This is a genomic window from Novosphingobium sp. NFX11, assembly GCF_057376415.1.
The window spans coordinates 836399-851445 of record NZ_CP080384.1 but is presented as its reverse complement, the minus strand read 5'-3'; the positions used below and the strand labels follow the sequence as shown (position 1 = coordinate 851445).

Genomic DNA, 15047 nt, shown 5'->3' with positions numbered 1-15047 from the left:
CGCACTCACAGCAGTGGCCCCAGGCGCGGGTAGATCCTTGCCGGCGAACCGACGCAGACCGAATCGGAAGGTACGTCGGTCGACACGGCGGTGTTGGCGCCGATGCGGACCCTGTCGCCGATGCGGATCTTGCCCAGGACCGTCGAATTGGTGCCGATGAATACGTCGTCGCCGATCGTCGGTACGCCCCGGTTCATGTTGGTGCCGATGGTGACGTTGTGCATCACACCCAGCCGGTCGCCGATCACGGCATCCGGGTGGATCGAGAGCGAACCTTCGTTATTGATGATGTGGAACGCATCGCCGATCGTGACCTGGGGCGGGATCCAGATCTTGGTGATGTTCGCAACGAACAGGTTCACGAAGCCGTAGGCCTTCGAGGCCAGCGTGCGCGCCAGTCTGTTGCGCCGCTGCAGAGCCCATCGACCGAAACGATAGACGCACAGCGAGATGAACGCCCCGTTCGTGACCGAACTGCCATGCCGCCGATAATCGTCGCGCATCGTCCGCCAGGCTGAAGGGCGCTGCACCCGCTGGCCATGTCCGGCAGCGTCAGACGAGATCGAGTGTTCGATCGATTTCGTCGATATCCGCGTGAAAAACATCGTCGCCTCCCGTAGCCACAACCATCGAATAGTCCTGCCCCTGCCGATCCGTGAGCAGCTTGAGCGCCACCACCGCTCGCGCCGGAGGCTGAATCACCAGCACCCGGGCCTTGGCCGGCATCATCACCAGACCATGAACGAGATGACTGCCCTCGACCCCGGCGACCACTTCCGCCCCGGCACATGAGTCAAGGATCTCTTCGAGGCTCGCCCCTGAAGGATCGAGCACACGGAAGCCGTGCCGTGTCGCCAGATGCTCAGCGACCTGCCGCTCGTTGTCGAGCACGCGCCGCGCACCGGTCATGCCGCGAAGAAGGAAGACGCCGCGGTGGCTGCAGGGTTCAGGGCCAACCAGTCGGCGGCGCAGATCGGTCGCGCGCTCACGCTTGTTGTCGTTGTTCGGCAGGTCGTCGAAGAGGATAAGTTCGTCGAACACCGTCGCCTGCGCGCGCGTGACCGCCATGCCCAGCCTTCGCTCGTAGTCGGGTTGGTGTCCTTTTGCTGGCGAGGTGGTCGTCGGTACGCCGGCACTTTCGGCCAGACGATACGTCAGGCAATCGTCGCTGAGCCAGTTGCCAAACCAGCGATTGCCGGTCCAGCTTTCGTAGAAAGCCGCGCGCCCGGTCGCGTGACCTACCATGCCCACGGGTCGCCGTCCGGCGCGGGGCCGCAAGTGCCGCGTTGCGGTTCCCGCGTAGAGCACGCCGTCCAGCAGCGATGCATCTCGAAAGGCATAGCCCATGGTCGGCCGCTGCGGAACATCGAAGCCGCCGTGAAAATCGCGCACCACTTCGGCCACGGTGGCGAATTCCGCTCCCCGGATGCGCTCGATCTGATTGGCCAGCATCAATGCCGGCCTCACGTGTACCGTACCGCCGGGCGCGATCTGCCACCGCTCGCTTGCGTGCGACACGACGTCGTCGGGCCTGTGCCCCAGAAGGCGCGACAACCCCTGAAGGGCTGGAAGGATGGAGGGGCGCATGTCGACCGACCTCCGCCGTCAACACGAACCTGCGCAAAGTACACGGCTCGCAATATTGAAACGAGGGAAACAGATCACGGGCAAGTCCTGTGCGGTATTTGTGAAATTCACACAGAAATACTTCCACAGCACCGGCAAGCTGCGTATCCGAACCCGGCGGAACAGAGTATCCCTTAGGCAAAGCCCCAAGTGGATTCGACCAGCCGCACCTGCGGAACGCGAATGCGCCTTCTACCGCCCCTTCCAGACCGGTGTGCGCTTCTCGGCAAAGGCCAGGGCGCCTTCTCTCGCGTCTTCCGACGTGAAGACATGCGCCACGTGCGCGTTCTGATATTCGTTGATCTGGTCGATCGGCCAGAGCCACGAGTCGCGCGTGATCCCCTTGGATGCCGCCACTGCCAGGGGTCCGTTGGCCGCGATCCGCTGAGCCAGTTCTCTCGCGGCGTCGATTGCAGGGCCATCGATAATGCGATTGATCAGGCCGAGTTCCAATGCCCTGTCAGCGTTGATCGGATCGCCGGTCAGCGCCAGTTCCATCGCCAGGGCGCGGGGCAACAGGCGAGGAAGTTGCACCAGGCCGCCTCCCGCCGCGACCAGCCCGCGCTTGACCTCAGGAATGCCGAAGCGTGCATTTTTGTTCGCGACGATGAGATCGCATGCAAGTGCGAGTTCGAAGCCGCCAGCCAGCGCCGGCCCATCGACCGCCGCGATGATCGGCTTGCCTGGCGTCCACGTGCAGATGCCGCCGAAGCCGCCGCGCTCGTCCACCGGCAGTTCGCCGTTCAGGAAACCCTTGAGGTCCATGCCTGCGCAGAAGCTGCCGCCCGCGCCCGTCAGGATCGCGCAGCGCAGGTGATCCGCCGATTCGAGCCGATCCATCGCCGCCGCGATTCCCGCCGCCGCCAACTTGGTCATCGCATTGCGCTGCTCGGGCCGGTTGATGGTGACCTCCAGCACGCCATCGCGTTCGGCCAGCAACACTTCCTCGCTCATCCTGCCCTCCTCTCCTGCACTTAGTGACAGGCACGGGGTCGAACCCGGCCTGCAAAGCCGCTGTCGGTGCTGTCACACCCCAGTCTCGGCCTTGCCATGGGGCGCAGCCGTGCCTAGAGACTGCCGCAATTCTCACCCCAGGGAGTCCCTTTAGAATGGCAAAGATCAAGGTTGTGAACCCCGTCGTCGAAATGGACGGCGATGAAATGACCCGCATCATCTGGCAGTGGATCCGCGAGCGTCTGATCCTCCCCTACCTCGACATCGACCTCAAGTACTACGACCTCTCGGTCGAGAAGCGCGACGAGACCGGTGACCAGATCACCATCGACGCCGCCAACGCGACCAAGGAATTCGGCGTCGCCGTCAAGTGCGCCACCATCACCCCCGACGAAGCCCGCGTCGAGGAATTCAGCCTCAAGAAGATGTGGAAGTCGCCCAACGGCACGATCCGCAACATCCTCGGCGGCGTCGTCTTCCGCGAGCCCATCGTGATCTCGAACGTGCCCCGCCTGGTTCCGGGCTGGACCGACCCGATCGTCGTCGGCCGTCACGCCTTCGGTGACCAGTACAAGGCCACCGACACCCTGATCCCCGGCGCCGGCAAGCTGCGCCTGGTGTGGGACGGCGAAAACGGCGACAAGATCGACCTCGACGTGTTCGACTTCCCGGCTCCGGGCGTCGCCATGGCGATGTACAACCTCGACGAATCGATCCGCGACTTCGCGCGCGCCTCGTTCAACTACGGCCTCAACCTCGGCTGGCCGGTGTACCTGTCGACCAAGAACACGATCCTCAAGGCCTATGACGGCCGCTTCAAGGATCTGTTCCAGGAAGTGTTCGACAAGGAAGGCTTCGCCGAGAAGTTCGCCGCCGCCGGCATCATCTACGAGCACCGCCTGATCGACGACATGGTCGCCTCGGCGCTCAAGTGGTCGGGCAAGTTCGTCTGGGCGTGCAAGAACTACGACGGCGACGTGCAGTCGGACACCGTCGCACAGGGCTTCGGCTCGCTGGGCCTGATGACCTCGGTTCTGCTCTCGCCCGACGGCAAGACCGTCGAGGCCGAAGCCGCCCACGGCACCGTGACCCGTCACTACCGCCAGCACCAGCAGGGCAAGGCGACCTCGACCAACCCGATCGCGTCGATCTTCGCCTGGACCCGCGGCCTTGCCTATCGCGGCAAGTTCGACGGTACGCCGGACGTCGTGAAGTTCGCCGAGACCGTCGAGCGCATCTGCATCGAAACCGTCGAGAGCGGCAAGATGACCAAGGATCTCGCACTGCTGATCGGTCCGGACCAGAGCTGGATGACCACCGAGCAGTTCTTCGAGGCGATCGTCGAGAACCTCGAGACCGAAATGGCCACCTGGGCCTGATCCTTCGGTCGGTTCAATGAAAAAGCCCGCCCCCTCAGACGAGGCGGCGGGCTTTTTCTTTGTTCCTCCCCGAGACACGCGCGGGGAGAAATCGTTCAGCGCTACTCCACCGCCCAGGGTTCCTCGCCCTCCAGCTTGGTGCGGTGCATCATGCGCCCGCACGTCGGGTCGTAAGCCTCCGCGCGGTGCATGGTGCCGGTGTTGTCCCAGATCACGAGATCGCCCACCGACCATTCGTGGCTATAGGTGAACTCCGGCCCCGTCGCCCATTCGCGCAGGCCATGGATGATCCGCGCGCTCTCCAGGTGGTCGACGCCCTGCACGTGATGGCAGGTGCAACCCAGCACCAGCGACTTGCGTCCCGAGGCGTGCTTCCACACCAGCGGCAGCACCTTCTCGCCGATCCCCTGCATGATCTTGAGCTTGGCTAGGCTCGGCTCCGGCTCGTAGTAGAACAGCGAGGCCCAGGGTCCATGGAGCACGCGCAAGTCGTCGTAATATGCCTTGTCCTCGTCGGACAGCGCGTCATAGGCGGCATAAGTATTCGAGAACCCGGTGTTGCCCGTGCCCTTCGGGCTCGGCACCTTGCACGAGAGCAGCGAGGCCAGGATCGGCACTTCGTTGCGGGTCCCGTCGATGTGCCAGTAGAGCGAACCCTTGAGGTATTCCGCGCTGGCCGGGTTTTCCTTCACGTCGAGCGTGATCTTGCTCGGCCCGCCGTCCGGCCCCTCGGGCGCGTATTCGCCGAGCGTCTTGGTGAAGGCGATCTGCTCCGCGTCATCGAAATTGATCTTCGGAAAGACCAGGATGCCGCGCGCCTCAAGCTCTTCGCGCAGTTGCGCGGCGAGTTCGCCGGAAAGCAGTTCTTCCTTCGAATTGAGAATGCGGCTGCCGATCTTCGGCTTGATGTGCTCAGCCTTCAGCTGAGCAGTGGTGGTGGCGACCGTCATGGCCTTGTCTCCCAGGAATGCCGTATGAGAACGCTGTTACCACGTTCTTCGCCCAGCATCCGAGAGAATCAAGCCGAGTTGCACACACCACCCCCTGCGGCACCCCAATCAGCGCCCGCGCGGTATGTGTCGGCATCGTGTCTCAGGCGGCCAGCTTGTCCAGCCAACCTTCTACGATACGGATCGCCTGGGCATGACCGGTCTTCACCCCCAGCCCCTGCTCCATCACCACCGCCCGTCCGATCCCGGCAAGAACGACGCTGAACCCCGCCGCATCGAAGCCATCGAGCCGGTCCAACCTGTCGCCGAGCAGGTGCTGCAGGATCGTGACCTGCCGCGCGCGCATTTCCTCGCTGTGCTGCGCCATGTAGTCACGCACCGCGGGACGATGGTTGGCGAGCGCCATGAACTCCAGCGCCATCGCCACCCTGCTGGTATCGATGAAGAATCCCCACAGCGCACGCAGCGGGTCGTCGGAAGCCAGCGCCTCCTCGATCATGCGGTCGCTCTGCGCCGCCCCTTGCCGCGAAACCTCCACCAGCAGGTCGTCGGTGGTAGGGAAATAGTAGTGCACCAGAGAGGGCTTGAGCCCTGCCCGGGCCGCCACGCGCCGCGTGCTGACGGCGGCATAGCCTTCGTCCCGGATCAACTGGTTGGTGGCCTCGACGATGACCGCCCGTGTCGCGGACGTCTCGGCTCCGACCCTGCGCGCTGCGCCTGCCATTAAATTCCCCTTTCACGCCCGCCTAAGGGTGCAGCGCAGCAAGATCAACCTGCGCTGGGACACGTAACGACAGATTGACTTTTGTTCCTATTTTGTTCAACCCACTACCATGGAAGCGATCAAGGGCAGAGGAGCGATCAGTGGCGCGGCGAGCGCGCGCTTCAACCTGCCTGCACGCGAAGCGGACGGTGACTGGCTCGACGCGGCAGAAACGGTCGACGGCCCTGCCCGCCACCCAGCGACCACCGTTACGGAGGAGCACCCGCGCTCGATCCTCTCTTTCAACAAGTCGCCCGATGTGCCGTTCGACCGTTCGATCAACGCTTACAGGGGTGCGAGCATGGCTGCATCTACTGCTTCGCGCGGCCCACGCATGCTTATCACGATCTCTCGCCCGGCCTCGATTTCGAAACGAAACTGTTCGCTAAACCGACCGCTGCGAAGCTCTTGCGCGAAACGCTGGCAAAGCCCGGCTACAAGCCCGCGCCGATCGCGATGGGCACCAATACGGACCCCTACCAGCCGATCGAGACCCGCTATCACATCACGCGCGAGGTGCTGGAACTGTGCCTCGATGTGCGCCATCCAGTGACGATCACCACCAAGTCCGACCGCGTGCTGCGCGACCTCGACCTGCTGGAACGGCTTGCGACGCACAATCTCGTGCATGTGGGAATATCGGTGACCAGCCTCGACCCGGTGCTGTCGCAGAAACTTGAACCGCGTGCAGCCTCACCCGCCAAACGCATGGCAGCGCTCGGTCGACTGGTAGAGGCGGGCGTGCCGGCACATGTCTCGATCGCCCCGGTCATCCCGTCGATTACCGACAGTTTCATGGAAGCGATACTGGAGGATGCCGCCACGCGCGGTGTCCGGTCGGCCTCATGGATCGTGATCCGCCTGCCGCACGAAGTCGCTCCCTTGTTCCGTGAATGGCTCGACGCGCATTTTCCGCAGCGCGCCGGCAAGGTGATAGCGACGATCCGCTCGATCCGGGGCGGACGGGACAACGATCCGAATTTCGTTACCCGCATGAGGCCCGAGGGCGTCTGGGCCGACCTGTTCCGCCGCCGCTTCCGCGTGGCCGCCACGCGACTGGGCATCACAGGGCCGCATGTCGCACTGGATTGCACACGGTTCCGTCGCCCCTCTCTGGATGGGCAACTCTCGCTTTTGTAAGCAAGCACGATGGCGCTCTGGTGATTACGCAATCTCCGGCCCGGCCTGTCCTGCGCCATGGCCCATCCGATCCTTGTCGAACGCCGCGATGCGGGGAGACGGTCGACAATGCCGATGGGCCTCAGGCTCACCAAATAAACGCCGAACCGCAATCTCGATGCCCGGTCACTGTCGGGTGTGGTGGGAGGCAAGATCGGCAGCAGGTCATGATGCTGATGCCCAAGGATTTCTCGGAAGGCGTCGCCGCTGTCGAGGGGAAACGCCCACCGCAGTATCCCGACCGCTGAAGACGTCCCGACAACTTGTCGGGCAACCTCCCCAAAAATTACGCGTTCCTCCTGCCAGCAACCAAAAGGACAGGAGTCCACCATGGCAGAAGAAACCGTTACCACCGAACACCCGGCAAACGCGGCGCCGGGTCAGACCACCATCATACGCGAAACACGCTCGACGGGCGGCGGCACCGGGATCGTGATGGCCCTCGTGCTGCTCGTCGCGATCGTCGGCGGCATCTACCTGTTCAGCCAGAACAGCGAGACCGCCAAGGACAACGCCATCGCCGAAGCTGCCAACGACGTCGGCAATGCCGCCACCAAGGTCGGCGATGCTGCCCAGGACGCGGTCAAGACTGACAAGTAATCAGGCAGTATCCGGCGCGAAGGCAGCCCCGCGCCGGGGATCAGGCGGCCATGGCAACCCGCTCAGGTCCGCGCTTGGCCGTCAGCGAGACGTTCGTTATCCCCTGCACACTCTGAAGGTGCTCGGCGAATTCGCCGTCGAGCGCGAAGTCACGGCCGAGCCGCACTTTCTGCGTGCGCCCGTCTCCGAGGTGGAGCGTTGCGATCACCTCCCCGCTCCGCGCGCACCGGGACGCATCAGCAGCGCCAGCTCCTGCACCGCCTCGACCCGATCGATGTCGAGCTTGAGCACCATGCGAGCGTCGGCCTTCACTTCGTTCAGAGGCCTGCCGCCACGTACGGTGACGCGCGGGGGTTCGTCCGGACTGGGCGAATCAAGTTCGACATTGAGGAGGATGCAGGCACCTTCCTTGGCCCATTTCACGAAGTTCTCGACCAGGCTCTCCTCGAAACACGAAGCCGAGAAATTGCCTGACGAATCCGAGAAGTCGGCCATCACGAAGTCCTTGCCCTTGCGGGTCTTGCGCTTCTGGACGCCCTCCACCATCGCCGCCATCACCGCGCCGGTGCGGCCTCCTCCGCCGCCGGCCATGAGGCTGGAGTACGTCCGCGCACCGTTGGCAGAGGCGACCGCGCGATACTGCTCCACCGGATGTGCGGCGAAGTAGAAGCCGAACGTCTCGCGCTCCTTGGCCATGTGCTCGGCACGGTCCCACTTGTCTGCTTCGACAAGACGAAGGGCCTGCTCGACGTGATCGTCTCCGCCGAACAGCCCGTGCTGGCTGGAATTACGCTCACGCGAGGAACGGTCTGCCTCGGCGAGCAGGGTATCGGCATTGGCGAGCACTTTGGCGCGGTTCGGCTCCAGCGCATCGAACGCACCCGCTGCCGCCAGGCTTTCCAGCTGGCGGCGGTTCATCGATCCGGCAGGCGCGCGGCGGAACACGTCGTCGAGATCGACGAACGGCCCGTTCGCCTCGCGCTCGGCGACGATGGCGTCCATCGCCTTTTCGCCGACGTTGCGGATACCCGCCAGCGCATAGCGCACTGCGTGGCTTTCGGCCGTCTCCTCGACGATGAATTCGGCCTCCGAGCGGTTGATGTCGGGCGCGGCGAGTTCGATGCCGTTGCGTCGCGCGTCGTCCACGAATATCGCGAGCTTTTCCGACTGGTGCATGTCGAAGCACATCGCTGCGGCATAGAATTCGTGCGGGTAATGGGCCTTGAACCACGCCGTATGATATGCCAGCAGCGCGTAGGCGGCTGCGTGCGACTTGTTGAAGCCGTAACCGGCGAATTTGTCGATCAAGTCGAACAGTTCGTTGGCCTTGGCGGCGTCGATTCCCGAGACTTCCTTGCAGCCGTCGACGAAGCGCTGGCGCTGCTTGTCCATTTCCGCCTGGACCTTCTTGCCCATCGCGCGCCGCAGAAGGTCGGCGTCACCGAGCGAGTAGCCCGCCAGGATCTGCGCGGCCTGCATGACCTGTTCCTGGTAGACGAAGATGCCGTAAGTCTCGCCCAGGATGCCCGCCAGCTTGTCGTGCGGATACTCGATCGGTGCGAGGCCGTTCTTGCGCTGGCCGAACAGCGGGATGTTGTCCATCGGGCCGGGGCGATAGAGCGAAACGAGCGCGATGATGTCGCCGAAGTTGGTCGGCTTCACCGCCGCCAGCGTGCGGCGCATGCCTTCCGATTCGAGCTGGAACACGCCCACCGTATCGCCGCGCTTGAGCAGTTCGTAAACGCCCGGATCATCCCACGCGAGCGTCGACAGGTTGATCGTGATGCCACGTCGTTCGAGAAGGTCGCACGCCTTGCGCAGCACCGACAGCGTCTTGAGGCCGAGGAAGTCGAACTTCACGAGTCCGGTATCCTCGACATATTTCATGTCGAACTGGGTCACCGGCATGTCGGAACGCGGGTCGCGGTAGAGTGGCACCAGCTGCGCCAGCGGGCGATCACCGATCACCACGCCCGCCGCGTGGGTGGACGAGTTGCGCGGCAGACCCTCAAGCTGGACCGCGAGATCTACCAGACGGCGCACTTCGCGGTCGTTGTCGTACTCGCGCTTGAACTCCGCGACCGGCGGGTCTTTGGTGACGCCGTGCGCCTTGCGCCCCTGGATCGTCTCGGTCAGCGTCCACGGATCGGTCGGATGGTTGGGCACCATCTTGCACAGCGAATCGACGCGGCCATAGCCCATCTGCAGGATGCGGCCACAGTCGCGCAGCACCGCGCGGGCCTTCATCTTGCCGAAGGTAATGATCTGCGCGACGTGATCGTGCCCGTACTTCTTTTGGACGTAGCGGATCACCTCGCCGCGCCGGGTTTCGCAGAAGTCGATGTCGAAGTCCGGCATCGAGACGCGCTCGGGGTTGAGGAAGCGTTCGAACAGCAGGCCGAGCTTGAGCGGATCGAGGCCGGTAATGGTCAACGCCCATGCCACCAGCGAGCCTGCACCCGAACCACGGCCGGGACCCACCGGGATGCCGTTCTCGTTCGACCATTTGATAAAGTCGGCAACGATCAGGAAGTAGCCAGGGAACCCCATCCCGACGATGATGCCGACCTCGAAATCGAGACGATCCGCGTATTCGAGAAAGTCTTCGGTGACGCCCTTTTCACGCAGGGCTTCATATGCGGCGCGGCGTTCGTCGCCCTTCAGCGCCATCGCCTCGTCGAGTTCCTGCTCGGTCACTTCTGGCCAGTATGGCGCGAGGCGCGCCGCAAGACCACGGCGCGAGTCGTCCGCCAGCATGCGTGCCTCGCCTTCGCGATCGCCGGCGAGGCTCGGCAGCAACGGCTTGCGCTTTGGCGGTATGTACGCGCAGCGCTGCGCGACGACGAGCGTGTTTGCCAGCGCCTCGGGCAGGTCGGAAAACAGCTCCGCCATCTCGGCGGCCGGCTTCACCCAGCGCTCGGACGAGGAACGCGGACGGTCCGCCGCATCAACTTGCGTCGAGTTGGCGATGCACAGCATCGCGTCATGGGCCGCGTGGAAGGTCTTCTCGGCAAACTGCGCTGGGTTGGTGCCAACGAGCGGAATATCGCGCTGGTAGGCGAGCGCGATCAGGTCTTCCTCGCTCTCGTCCTCCTCAGGTTCGCCGGTCCGGGTGATCTCGATGTAGAGGCGGTCGCCGAACAGCGACTGGAGGGTGTCGCAGTAGCTTTCTGCTTGCTCGTGGCGGCCGGCCGCATAAAGCCGTGCAAGTGCGCCCTCGTTGCCGCCAGTGAGGCAGATCAGGCCGTCGGTATAGCCGCGCAGCGAGTCCAGCTCGACGTTGGGGTCCATCTCCAGCGGTCGGTCGAGGTGCGCGCGGCTGACGTGGTGGCACAGGTTAAGCCAGCCCGCCTCGTTCTGCGCGAAGAGTGCGATCCAGTCGATCGGGCGCTCCTGCCCCTGCGCCACAGCTCCGGGCCGGGCGATGGCGAGGAAAGTGCCGACGATAGGCTGTACGCCCATGCTCTTGGCAGCACCCGCGTAGATCGGGGCAGCATAAAGGCCGTTGCGATCGCACAATCCGGCAGCGGGAAACTTGCGCTCCTTGGCCAGCTTGGCGATCGCCTTCGGGTCGATCGCGCCATCCAGCATGGTGAAGCTGGAGAAGATGCGAAGCGGTACGAACGAAGCATGCGGCATCCGCTAAATCTATGCACTGCCCCCGCCGCAATCAAGGCTGTGACATGACAAGGCAGGGGATACATGGAGGCATGGTTAACCAGAGGCGATCGATGGCGGCCCTTGCGACGATCGAAAGTCCGCGAGCACGTAATCTGCACCCTCAGGAAACTCCCGCTCAAGCAATGATTTGCGACGCGACGCTCTTGCCTCGCACAAACACTAAGCGTTAACGACACCCCTCTATGCGTCTACGTGCACATCCGGATGGGCCGGATGTGATTCGCATCCTCGAACGGACCTGCTGATGACCGATCTGCCGCATCCGTTTCGAAAGTGCTGCTGACCGGATGCCGGACATCACCACCATCGCCGCGTGCAGCACTGCGCTCGGTGCTATCATGTGCATCGCGATCCTGTTGTCCTGGTTCAAGGACGGTCGCCCGACACAGCGGCGCTGGCAGTTCGCCCCGTTCGGCATTGCGGTGCCAGCCGGTATCCTGCTGACGTATCCGGAAATCCTGCCGGGACCGCTGGGCCTGAGGCTCGGCTGGTTTGCGCTGACCGTCGTATACGGCTCTGCCTGGCTGGCCGCACGAGTGACGGGAGGGCGCCGCCCTCGCCCGCTGCTGATGCTGCTGCCGTGCGTGGCGGTGCTGCTGTTCTCGGCGACTATCGGCGCCGACGATGCGATCTCGGAACTGCGCATGTTGCCGCGCGTGCTGCTCTTTGCGTTGTTCGACGGGCTGGCCGCGCGCGAATTCATGCGGATGCGCCAGCCGCAGTTGCAGTCGGCCACGACGCTCTATTGGATCTTCGCGGTTTTCTGCGTGTTCGAACTGCTGCGCGCGCCATTCTCGCTCTCACTCCCCGCGCCTTTCGGGCCGAAGGAAACGCAAGTCTGGTCGATCGCGCTGTTCAACTTCCTGATCGTGCTGCAAGGGCTGCTGCTCGGCGTGTTCCTGACGGCGCTGGGGCGTGAGCAGCTAGCGGCGCAGCACTATCGTCTCGCCTCTATCGACCCGCTGACCGGGATCGGCAATCGCCGCGCGCTGGACGATCGCATGGAGGCGCTCGCCCGCACGCCTCGGGCAGAAGGAAGCACCGCAGTAGCAGTGCTCGATATCGACCACTTCAAGGCGATCAACGACGGGCTCGGCCACGGTTTCGGCGACATGGTGATCGTCGGCGCCGCCATGGTCGCGCGCGAGACCCTCGGCGCCGGAAACGTGTTCCGCGTCGGTGGGGAGGAGTTCGCCGCCATCATCCAGGCCCGCACGCCAGAGGCGATCATGGCCCGCGCCGAAGCGATGCGTATCGCCTTCGAGGCACGCAGTCACGTCAGCGGTGGCGAAACGCGCCGCTGCACCATCAGCGTCGGCGTGGCCATGCTCGAACCCGGCGACGATCATGCGGCGCGGTTCACCGATGCCGACGAAGCGCTCTATGCGGCCAAGCGCCTCGGCCGCAACCAGACGGTCATGGCCGAGCCGGGTGAACGCAAGGACACGGCGCCGATCGACTTTCGCGCTGCCGCCGGACGCCGCGCCTCCGCCTAGCGTACCGTCAGCGGATCGCGGCCCACGCGCGCCTCGCCATCGACGGCGAAGTCCATGATCACGTCCCGGGCCGGATCATAGCGCGGCCAGTTCGGACGCTTGCCGCCGTTGGGATTTCCCGTCGTCGCAAAGGCGACTAGCGTATCGCTGATCATGTTCCCGATAGCATCGTCGCGGGCGGTCGTCGCGTCACCATACTTGATCGCCTGGGTGTCGAAGAAGAACGGTATGTCGCTCGCGTGCCCCGCCCCCGGCTTTCCAACCGAAGAGGCGACATAGGAGAAGCGATAGGCGTAGACCGGCACGCCCGACTGCGAGAGCGTGCGCGCGACATCACGGGCACCCTTGATCATGAAGCCGTCCGGGCCGCCCATGTCGGCGCTGGTGGCCCCGACCATCACCGGAACCTTGGCGAACTTGCCGGCAGCATAAGCCTTGGCCACGTCGACGGCGATGCGCCCGTCGACGAAAGGCGAGGAGAACGGCGGGCGCTTCGCCGCGAACAGCGCCTCGAGATTTAGGCCATCGACCACCTGCTCCGCCGGCAGCGCGCGCAGTTTCACGAGCGCCTGGGGATCATCCTCGGCGATGCCCTTGGTCGCGGCGAAGGCGGCCCCGGTCTTTTCGGCTTCGGCCAGACCTCCCGCACCGAGCGCCGTGCCGTCACCGCCGGACATGGCGACGGCCCGCGCGAACAGGCCCTGCGTCATCGGCGAGGTCATCAGCATGTGCACCGACATGCCGCCCGCACTTTCGCCGATGAGGGTCACGTTGTCAGGATCGCCACCGAAGGCCGCGATGTTGTCACGCACCCACTTGAGCGCCGCCACCTGATCGAGAGTGCCGTAATTGCCCAGCAATCCCCGTCCGCATCCGCCTTGCTCAATTGCGGATGAGCGAAAGTGCCGAAGCGGCCGACCCGGTAATTGAAACTCACCACCATTACGCCTTTCCGCGCCAGTTCCGCGCCCGAGTACGTGGGGGTGAGGAACCACCGTTCACGAAACCGCCGCCGTAGATCCAGAACACCACAGGCAGCTTCGCTTTGGCGCCTTCCGGCTTCCAGACGTTAAGGTAGAGGCAGTCCTCGGCCGGCGGGGTGCCGAGCGGCGCGGCGTCGCTGGGGAACGGCTTCTGCATGCAGTCATGGCCATAGGCGGTCGCCGGGCGCACGCCCGTCCACGCCGCGACCGGTTGCGGCGCGCGCCAGCGCAGATCGCCCACCGGCGGCGCGGCAAAGGAATCCCCTTCCAGCTGACCACACCCTTGCTCACTTCTCCCCGGACCTCGCCGCTGCGCGTGACCGCCACAGGATCGGCGACGGCAACCGGTGAACAGGCGGTGGTGGCAAAGAGAATGGCCGAGAGAAAAATGGGCTCTTTCAAGAAGGTCTCCTGACGTCGTTGTCCCGGACTTGATCCGGGACCGCTGGCCGTGAACGTCCCCACCTTTCGGCAAGGCGCACGGCGCACGCTGCGGACTAAAGACCGCCAGCGGTCCCGGATCAAGTCCGGGACGACGACAGCAGCCTGGAGATGGCCTGCTCAAGCGCAGCGGGCTTGTCGGTCGGCGCATAGCGGCGCACTACCTTGCCTTCGCGGTCGATGAGGAACTTGGTGAAGTTCCACTTGATCGATTTCGAGCCCAGCAGTCCCGGCGCCTCGGCCTTGAGCCAGTCGTAAAGCGGCACAGTGTCTGGCCCATTGACCTCGACCTTGCCCATCAGCGGGAAGGAAAGGCCGAAGTTCACCTCGCAAAAGGCTGCGATCTCGTCGGCATCCCCCGGCTCCTGCCCGCCGAACTGGTTGCAGGGGAAAGCGATGATCTCGAACCCCTGCTCGCGGTACTTGCGCCAGAGTTCCTCCAGCCCCTTGTACTGCGGGGTGAAGCCGCACTTGCTGGCGGTGTTGACCACCAGCACCACCTTGCCCAGCCGGTCGGCGAGGCTGATCGTCTCGCCATTGGGCAATGTCGCGTTGAAATCCGCAATGGTGCGAGGGTCTGTACTCACCGATAGCGCTCAGGAAGCCGGGAAATCGGCGCGCCGCGAGAGGTGCCGAATCTCCCCGATGCGCATCGTGTGGTCGCCGTCCTTCTCGATCGCATAGTCGTCCTGCTTCGCCTCGGGCAGTCCCATCACGAAGGCGACCAGTTCCGCCACGGTGCCGCGGCGGATCGTCTTGAAGTTGTGGAACAGCCCGCCGCCGTCCTCGCACTTGTGCAGTTCGGCCGTGTCGTCCCAGCCGAAGCTCCGAGGCGGAGTGCTGCCGGCTGCGATAGTGGACGGGATGTCGCTCATTGGCGGGTTCCTTTCTTATCGCCTGGATTAAGCAATGTGGGAAAGGAAAACCGCGAGTTCAACGGCGGTTCCGGCGAAGAATCAGGAACCTGAGATTGCCCACCCCTGCCCCTCCCGTCA

At 64.3% G+C, this 15047-nt stretch carries 12 protein-coding genes and 2 pseudogenes; 4 read left to right on the top strand and 10 right to left on the bottom strand.

Annotated features, from left to right (window positions below; translation table 11 throughout):
- Positions 1-5: 5 nt before the first annotated feature.
- From KZO24_RS04380 to KZO24_RS04370, 3 genes are all read right to left on the bottom strand, one after another.
- Positions 6-503 (bottom strand): serine O-acetyltransferase, encoded by a 498-nt coding sequence (locus tag KZO24_RS04380; RefSeq protein ID WP_271181141.1) that lies wholly within the window; start codon positions 501-503, stop codon positions 6-8.
- 49 nt (positions 504-552) lie between these two features.
- Entirely contained in the window at positions 553-1587 is a 1035-nt protein-coding gene (locus KZO24_RS04375; protein WP_271181142.1) for a glycosyltransferase 61 family protein, read from the bottom strand.
- 231 nt (positions 1588-1818) lie between these two features.
- Positions 1819-2580: a crotonase/enoyl-CoA hydratase family protein gene (locus tag KZO24_RS04370; RefSeq protein WP_271181143.1), complete on the bottom strand. Its 762-nt coding sequence runs from the start codon at positions 2578-2580 to the stop codon at positions 1819-1821.
- A gap of 155 nt (positions 2581-2735) precedes the next feature.
- On the opposite strand from KZO24_RS04370, the gene KZO24_RS04365 reads away from it, so the two are divergent.
- Positions 2736-3959 carry an NADP-dependent isocitrate dehydrogenase gene (locus KZO24_RS04365; RefSeq protein WP_008829742.1) on the top strand — a complete coding sequence of 408 codons (1224 nt, stop codon included), beginning with the start codon at positions 2736-2738 and terminating at the stop codon, positions 3957-3959.
- A gap of 101 nt (positions 3960-4060) precedes the next feature.
- On the opposite strand, the gene KZO24_RS04360 is transcribed toward KZO24_RS04365, so the two are convergent.
- On the bottom strand, positions 4061-4909 hold the full coding sequence (locus KZO24_RS04360; protein ID WP_271181144.1) for a TauD/TfdA dioxygenase family protein: 849 nt from the start codon (positions 4907-4909) through the stop codon (positions 4061-4063).
- A gap of 142 nt (positions 4910-5051) precedes the next feature.
- Positions 5052-5633, bottom strand: coding sequence for a TetR/AcrR family transcriptional regulator (locus KZO24_RS04355; RefSeq protein ID WP_271181145.1), 582 nt, complete (start codon positions 5631-5633; stop codon positions 5052-5054).
- 109 nt (positions 5634-5742) lie between these two features.
- Between KZO24_RS04355 and KZO24_RS04350 the strand changes: the two are divergent.
- Positions 5743-6812: pseudogene (locus tag KZO24_RS04350) on the top strand (PA0069 family radical SAM protein).
- A 369-nt stretch (positions 6813-7181) separates the two neighbouring features.
- Positions 7182-7451 carry a hypothetical protein gene (locus KZO24_RS04345; protein WP_271181148.1) on the top strand — a complete coding sequence of 90 codons (270 nt, stop codon included), beginning with the start codon at positions 7182-7184 and terminating at the stop codon, positions 7449-7451.
- 40 nt (positions 7452-7491) lie between these two features.
- Here the strand turns inward: KZO24_RS04345 and dnaE are convergent.
- A pseudogene (gene dnaE / locus KZO24_RS04340) lies at positions 7492-11090 on the bottom strand (DNA polymerase III subunit alpha).
- A gap of 329 nt (positions 11091-11419) precedes the next feature.
- Between dnaE and KZO24_RS04335 the strand changes: the two are divergent.
- Entirely contained in the window at positions 11420-12628 is a 1209-nt protein-coding gene (locus tag KZO24_RS04335; RefSeq protein WP_271181150.1) for a GGDEF domain-containing protein, read from the top strand.
- Here the strand turns inward: KZO24_RS04335 and KZO24_RS04330 are convergent.
- The 4 genes from KZO24_RS04330 to KZO24_RS04315 form a co-directional block, all read right to left on the bottom strand.
- Positions 12625-13488, bottom strand: a complete 864-nt coding sequence (locus tag KZO24_RS04330; RefSeq protein WP_486486915.1) for a carboxylesterase family protein — start codon at positions 13486-13488, stop codon at positions 12625-12627. The two genes, KZO24_RS04335 and KZO24_RS04330, sit on opposite strands and share 4 nt — an antisense overlap.
- Positions 13489-13570: 82 nt before the next feature.
- Positions 13571-13852: a carboxylesterase family protein gene (locus tag KZO24_RS04325; protein ID WP_486486914.1), complete on the bottom strand. Its 282-nt coding sequence runs from the start codon at positions 13850-13852 to the stop codon at positions 13571-13573.
- Between the two features lie 280 nt (positions 13853-14132).
- Positions 14133-14639, bottom strand: coding sequence for a glutathione peroxidase (locus tag KZO24_RS04320; protein ID WP_271181152.1), 507 nt, complete (start codon positions 14637-14639; stop codon positions 14133-14135).
- A gap of 9 nt (positions 14640-14648) precedes the next feature.
- Entirely contained in the window at positions 14649-14927 is a 279-nt protein-coding gene (locus tag KZO24_RS04315) for a hypothetical protein (protein ID WP_008829733.1), read from the bottom strand.
- Between the last annotated feature and the right edge of the window lie 120 nt (positions 14928-15047).

Bases quoted from the DNA above. Each gene is read 5' to 3' on its own strand.
- KZO24_RS04380 (WP_271181141.1), bottom strand. From the start codon at position 503: ATGCGCGACGATTATCGGCGGCATGGCAGTTCGGTCACGAACGGGGCG.
- KZO24_RS04375 (WP_271181142.1), bottom strand. From the start codon at position 1,587: ATGCGCCCCTCCATCCTTCCAGCCCTTCAGGGGTTGTCGCGCCTTCTG.
- KZO24_RS04370 (WP_271181143.1), bottom strand. From the start codon at position 2,580: ATGAGCGAGGAAGTGTTGCTGGCCGAACGCGATGGCGTGCTGGAGGTC.
- KZO24_RS04365 (WP_008829742.1), top strand. From the start codon at position 2,736: ATGGCAAAGATCAAGGTTGTGAACCCCGTCGTCGAAATGGACGGCGAT.
- KZO24_RS04360 (WP_271181144.1), bottom strand. From the start codon at position 4,909: ATGACGGTCGCCACCACCACTGCTCAGCTGAAGGCTGAGCACATCAAG.
- KZO24_RS04355 (WP_271181145.1), bottom strand. From the start codon at position 5,633: ATGGCAGGCGCAGCGCGCAGGGTCGGAGCCGAGACGTCCGCGACACGG.
- KZO24_RS04345 (WP_271181148.1), top strand. From the start codon at position 7,182: ATGGCAGAAGAAACCGTTACCACCGAACACCCGGCAAACGCGGCGCCG.
- KZO24_RS04335 (WP_271181150.1), top strand. From the start codon at position 11,420: ATGCCGGACATCACCACCATCGCCGCGTGCAGCACTGCGCTCGGTGCT.
- KZO24_RS04315 (WP_008829733.1), bottom strand. From the start codon at position 14,927: ATGAGCGACATCCCGTCCACTATCGCAGCCGGCAGCACTCCGCCTCGG.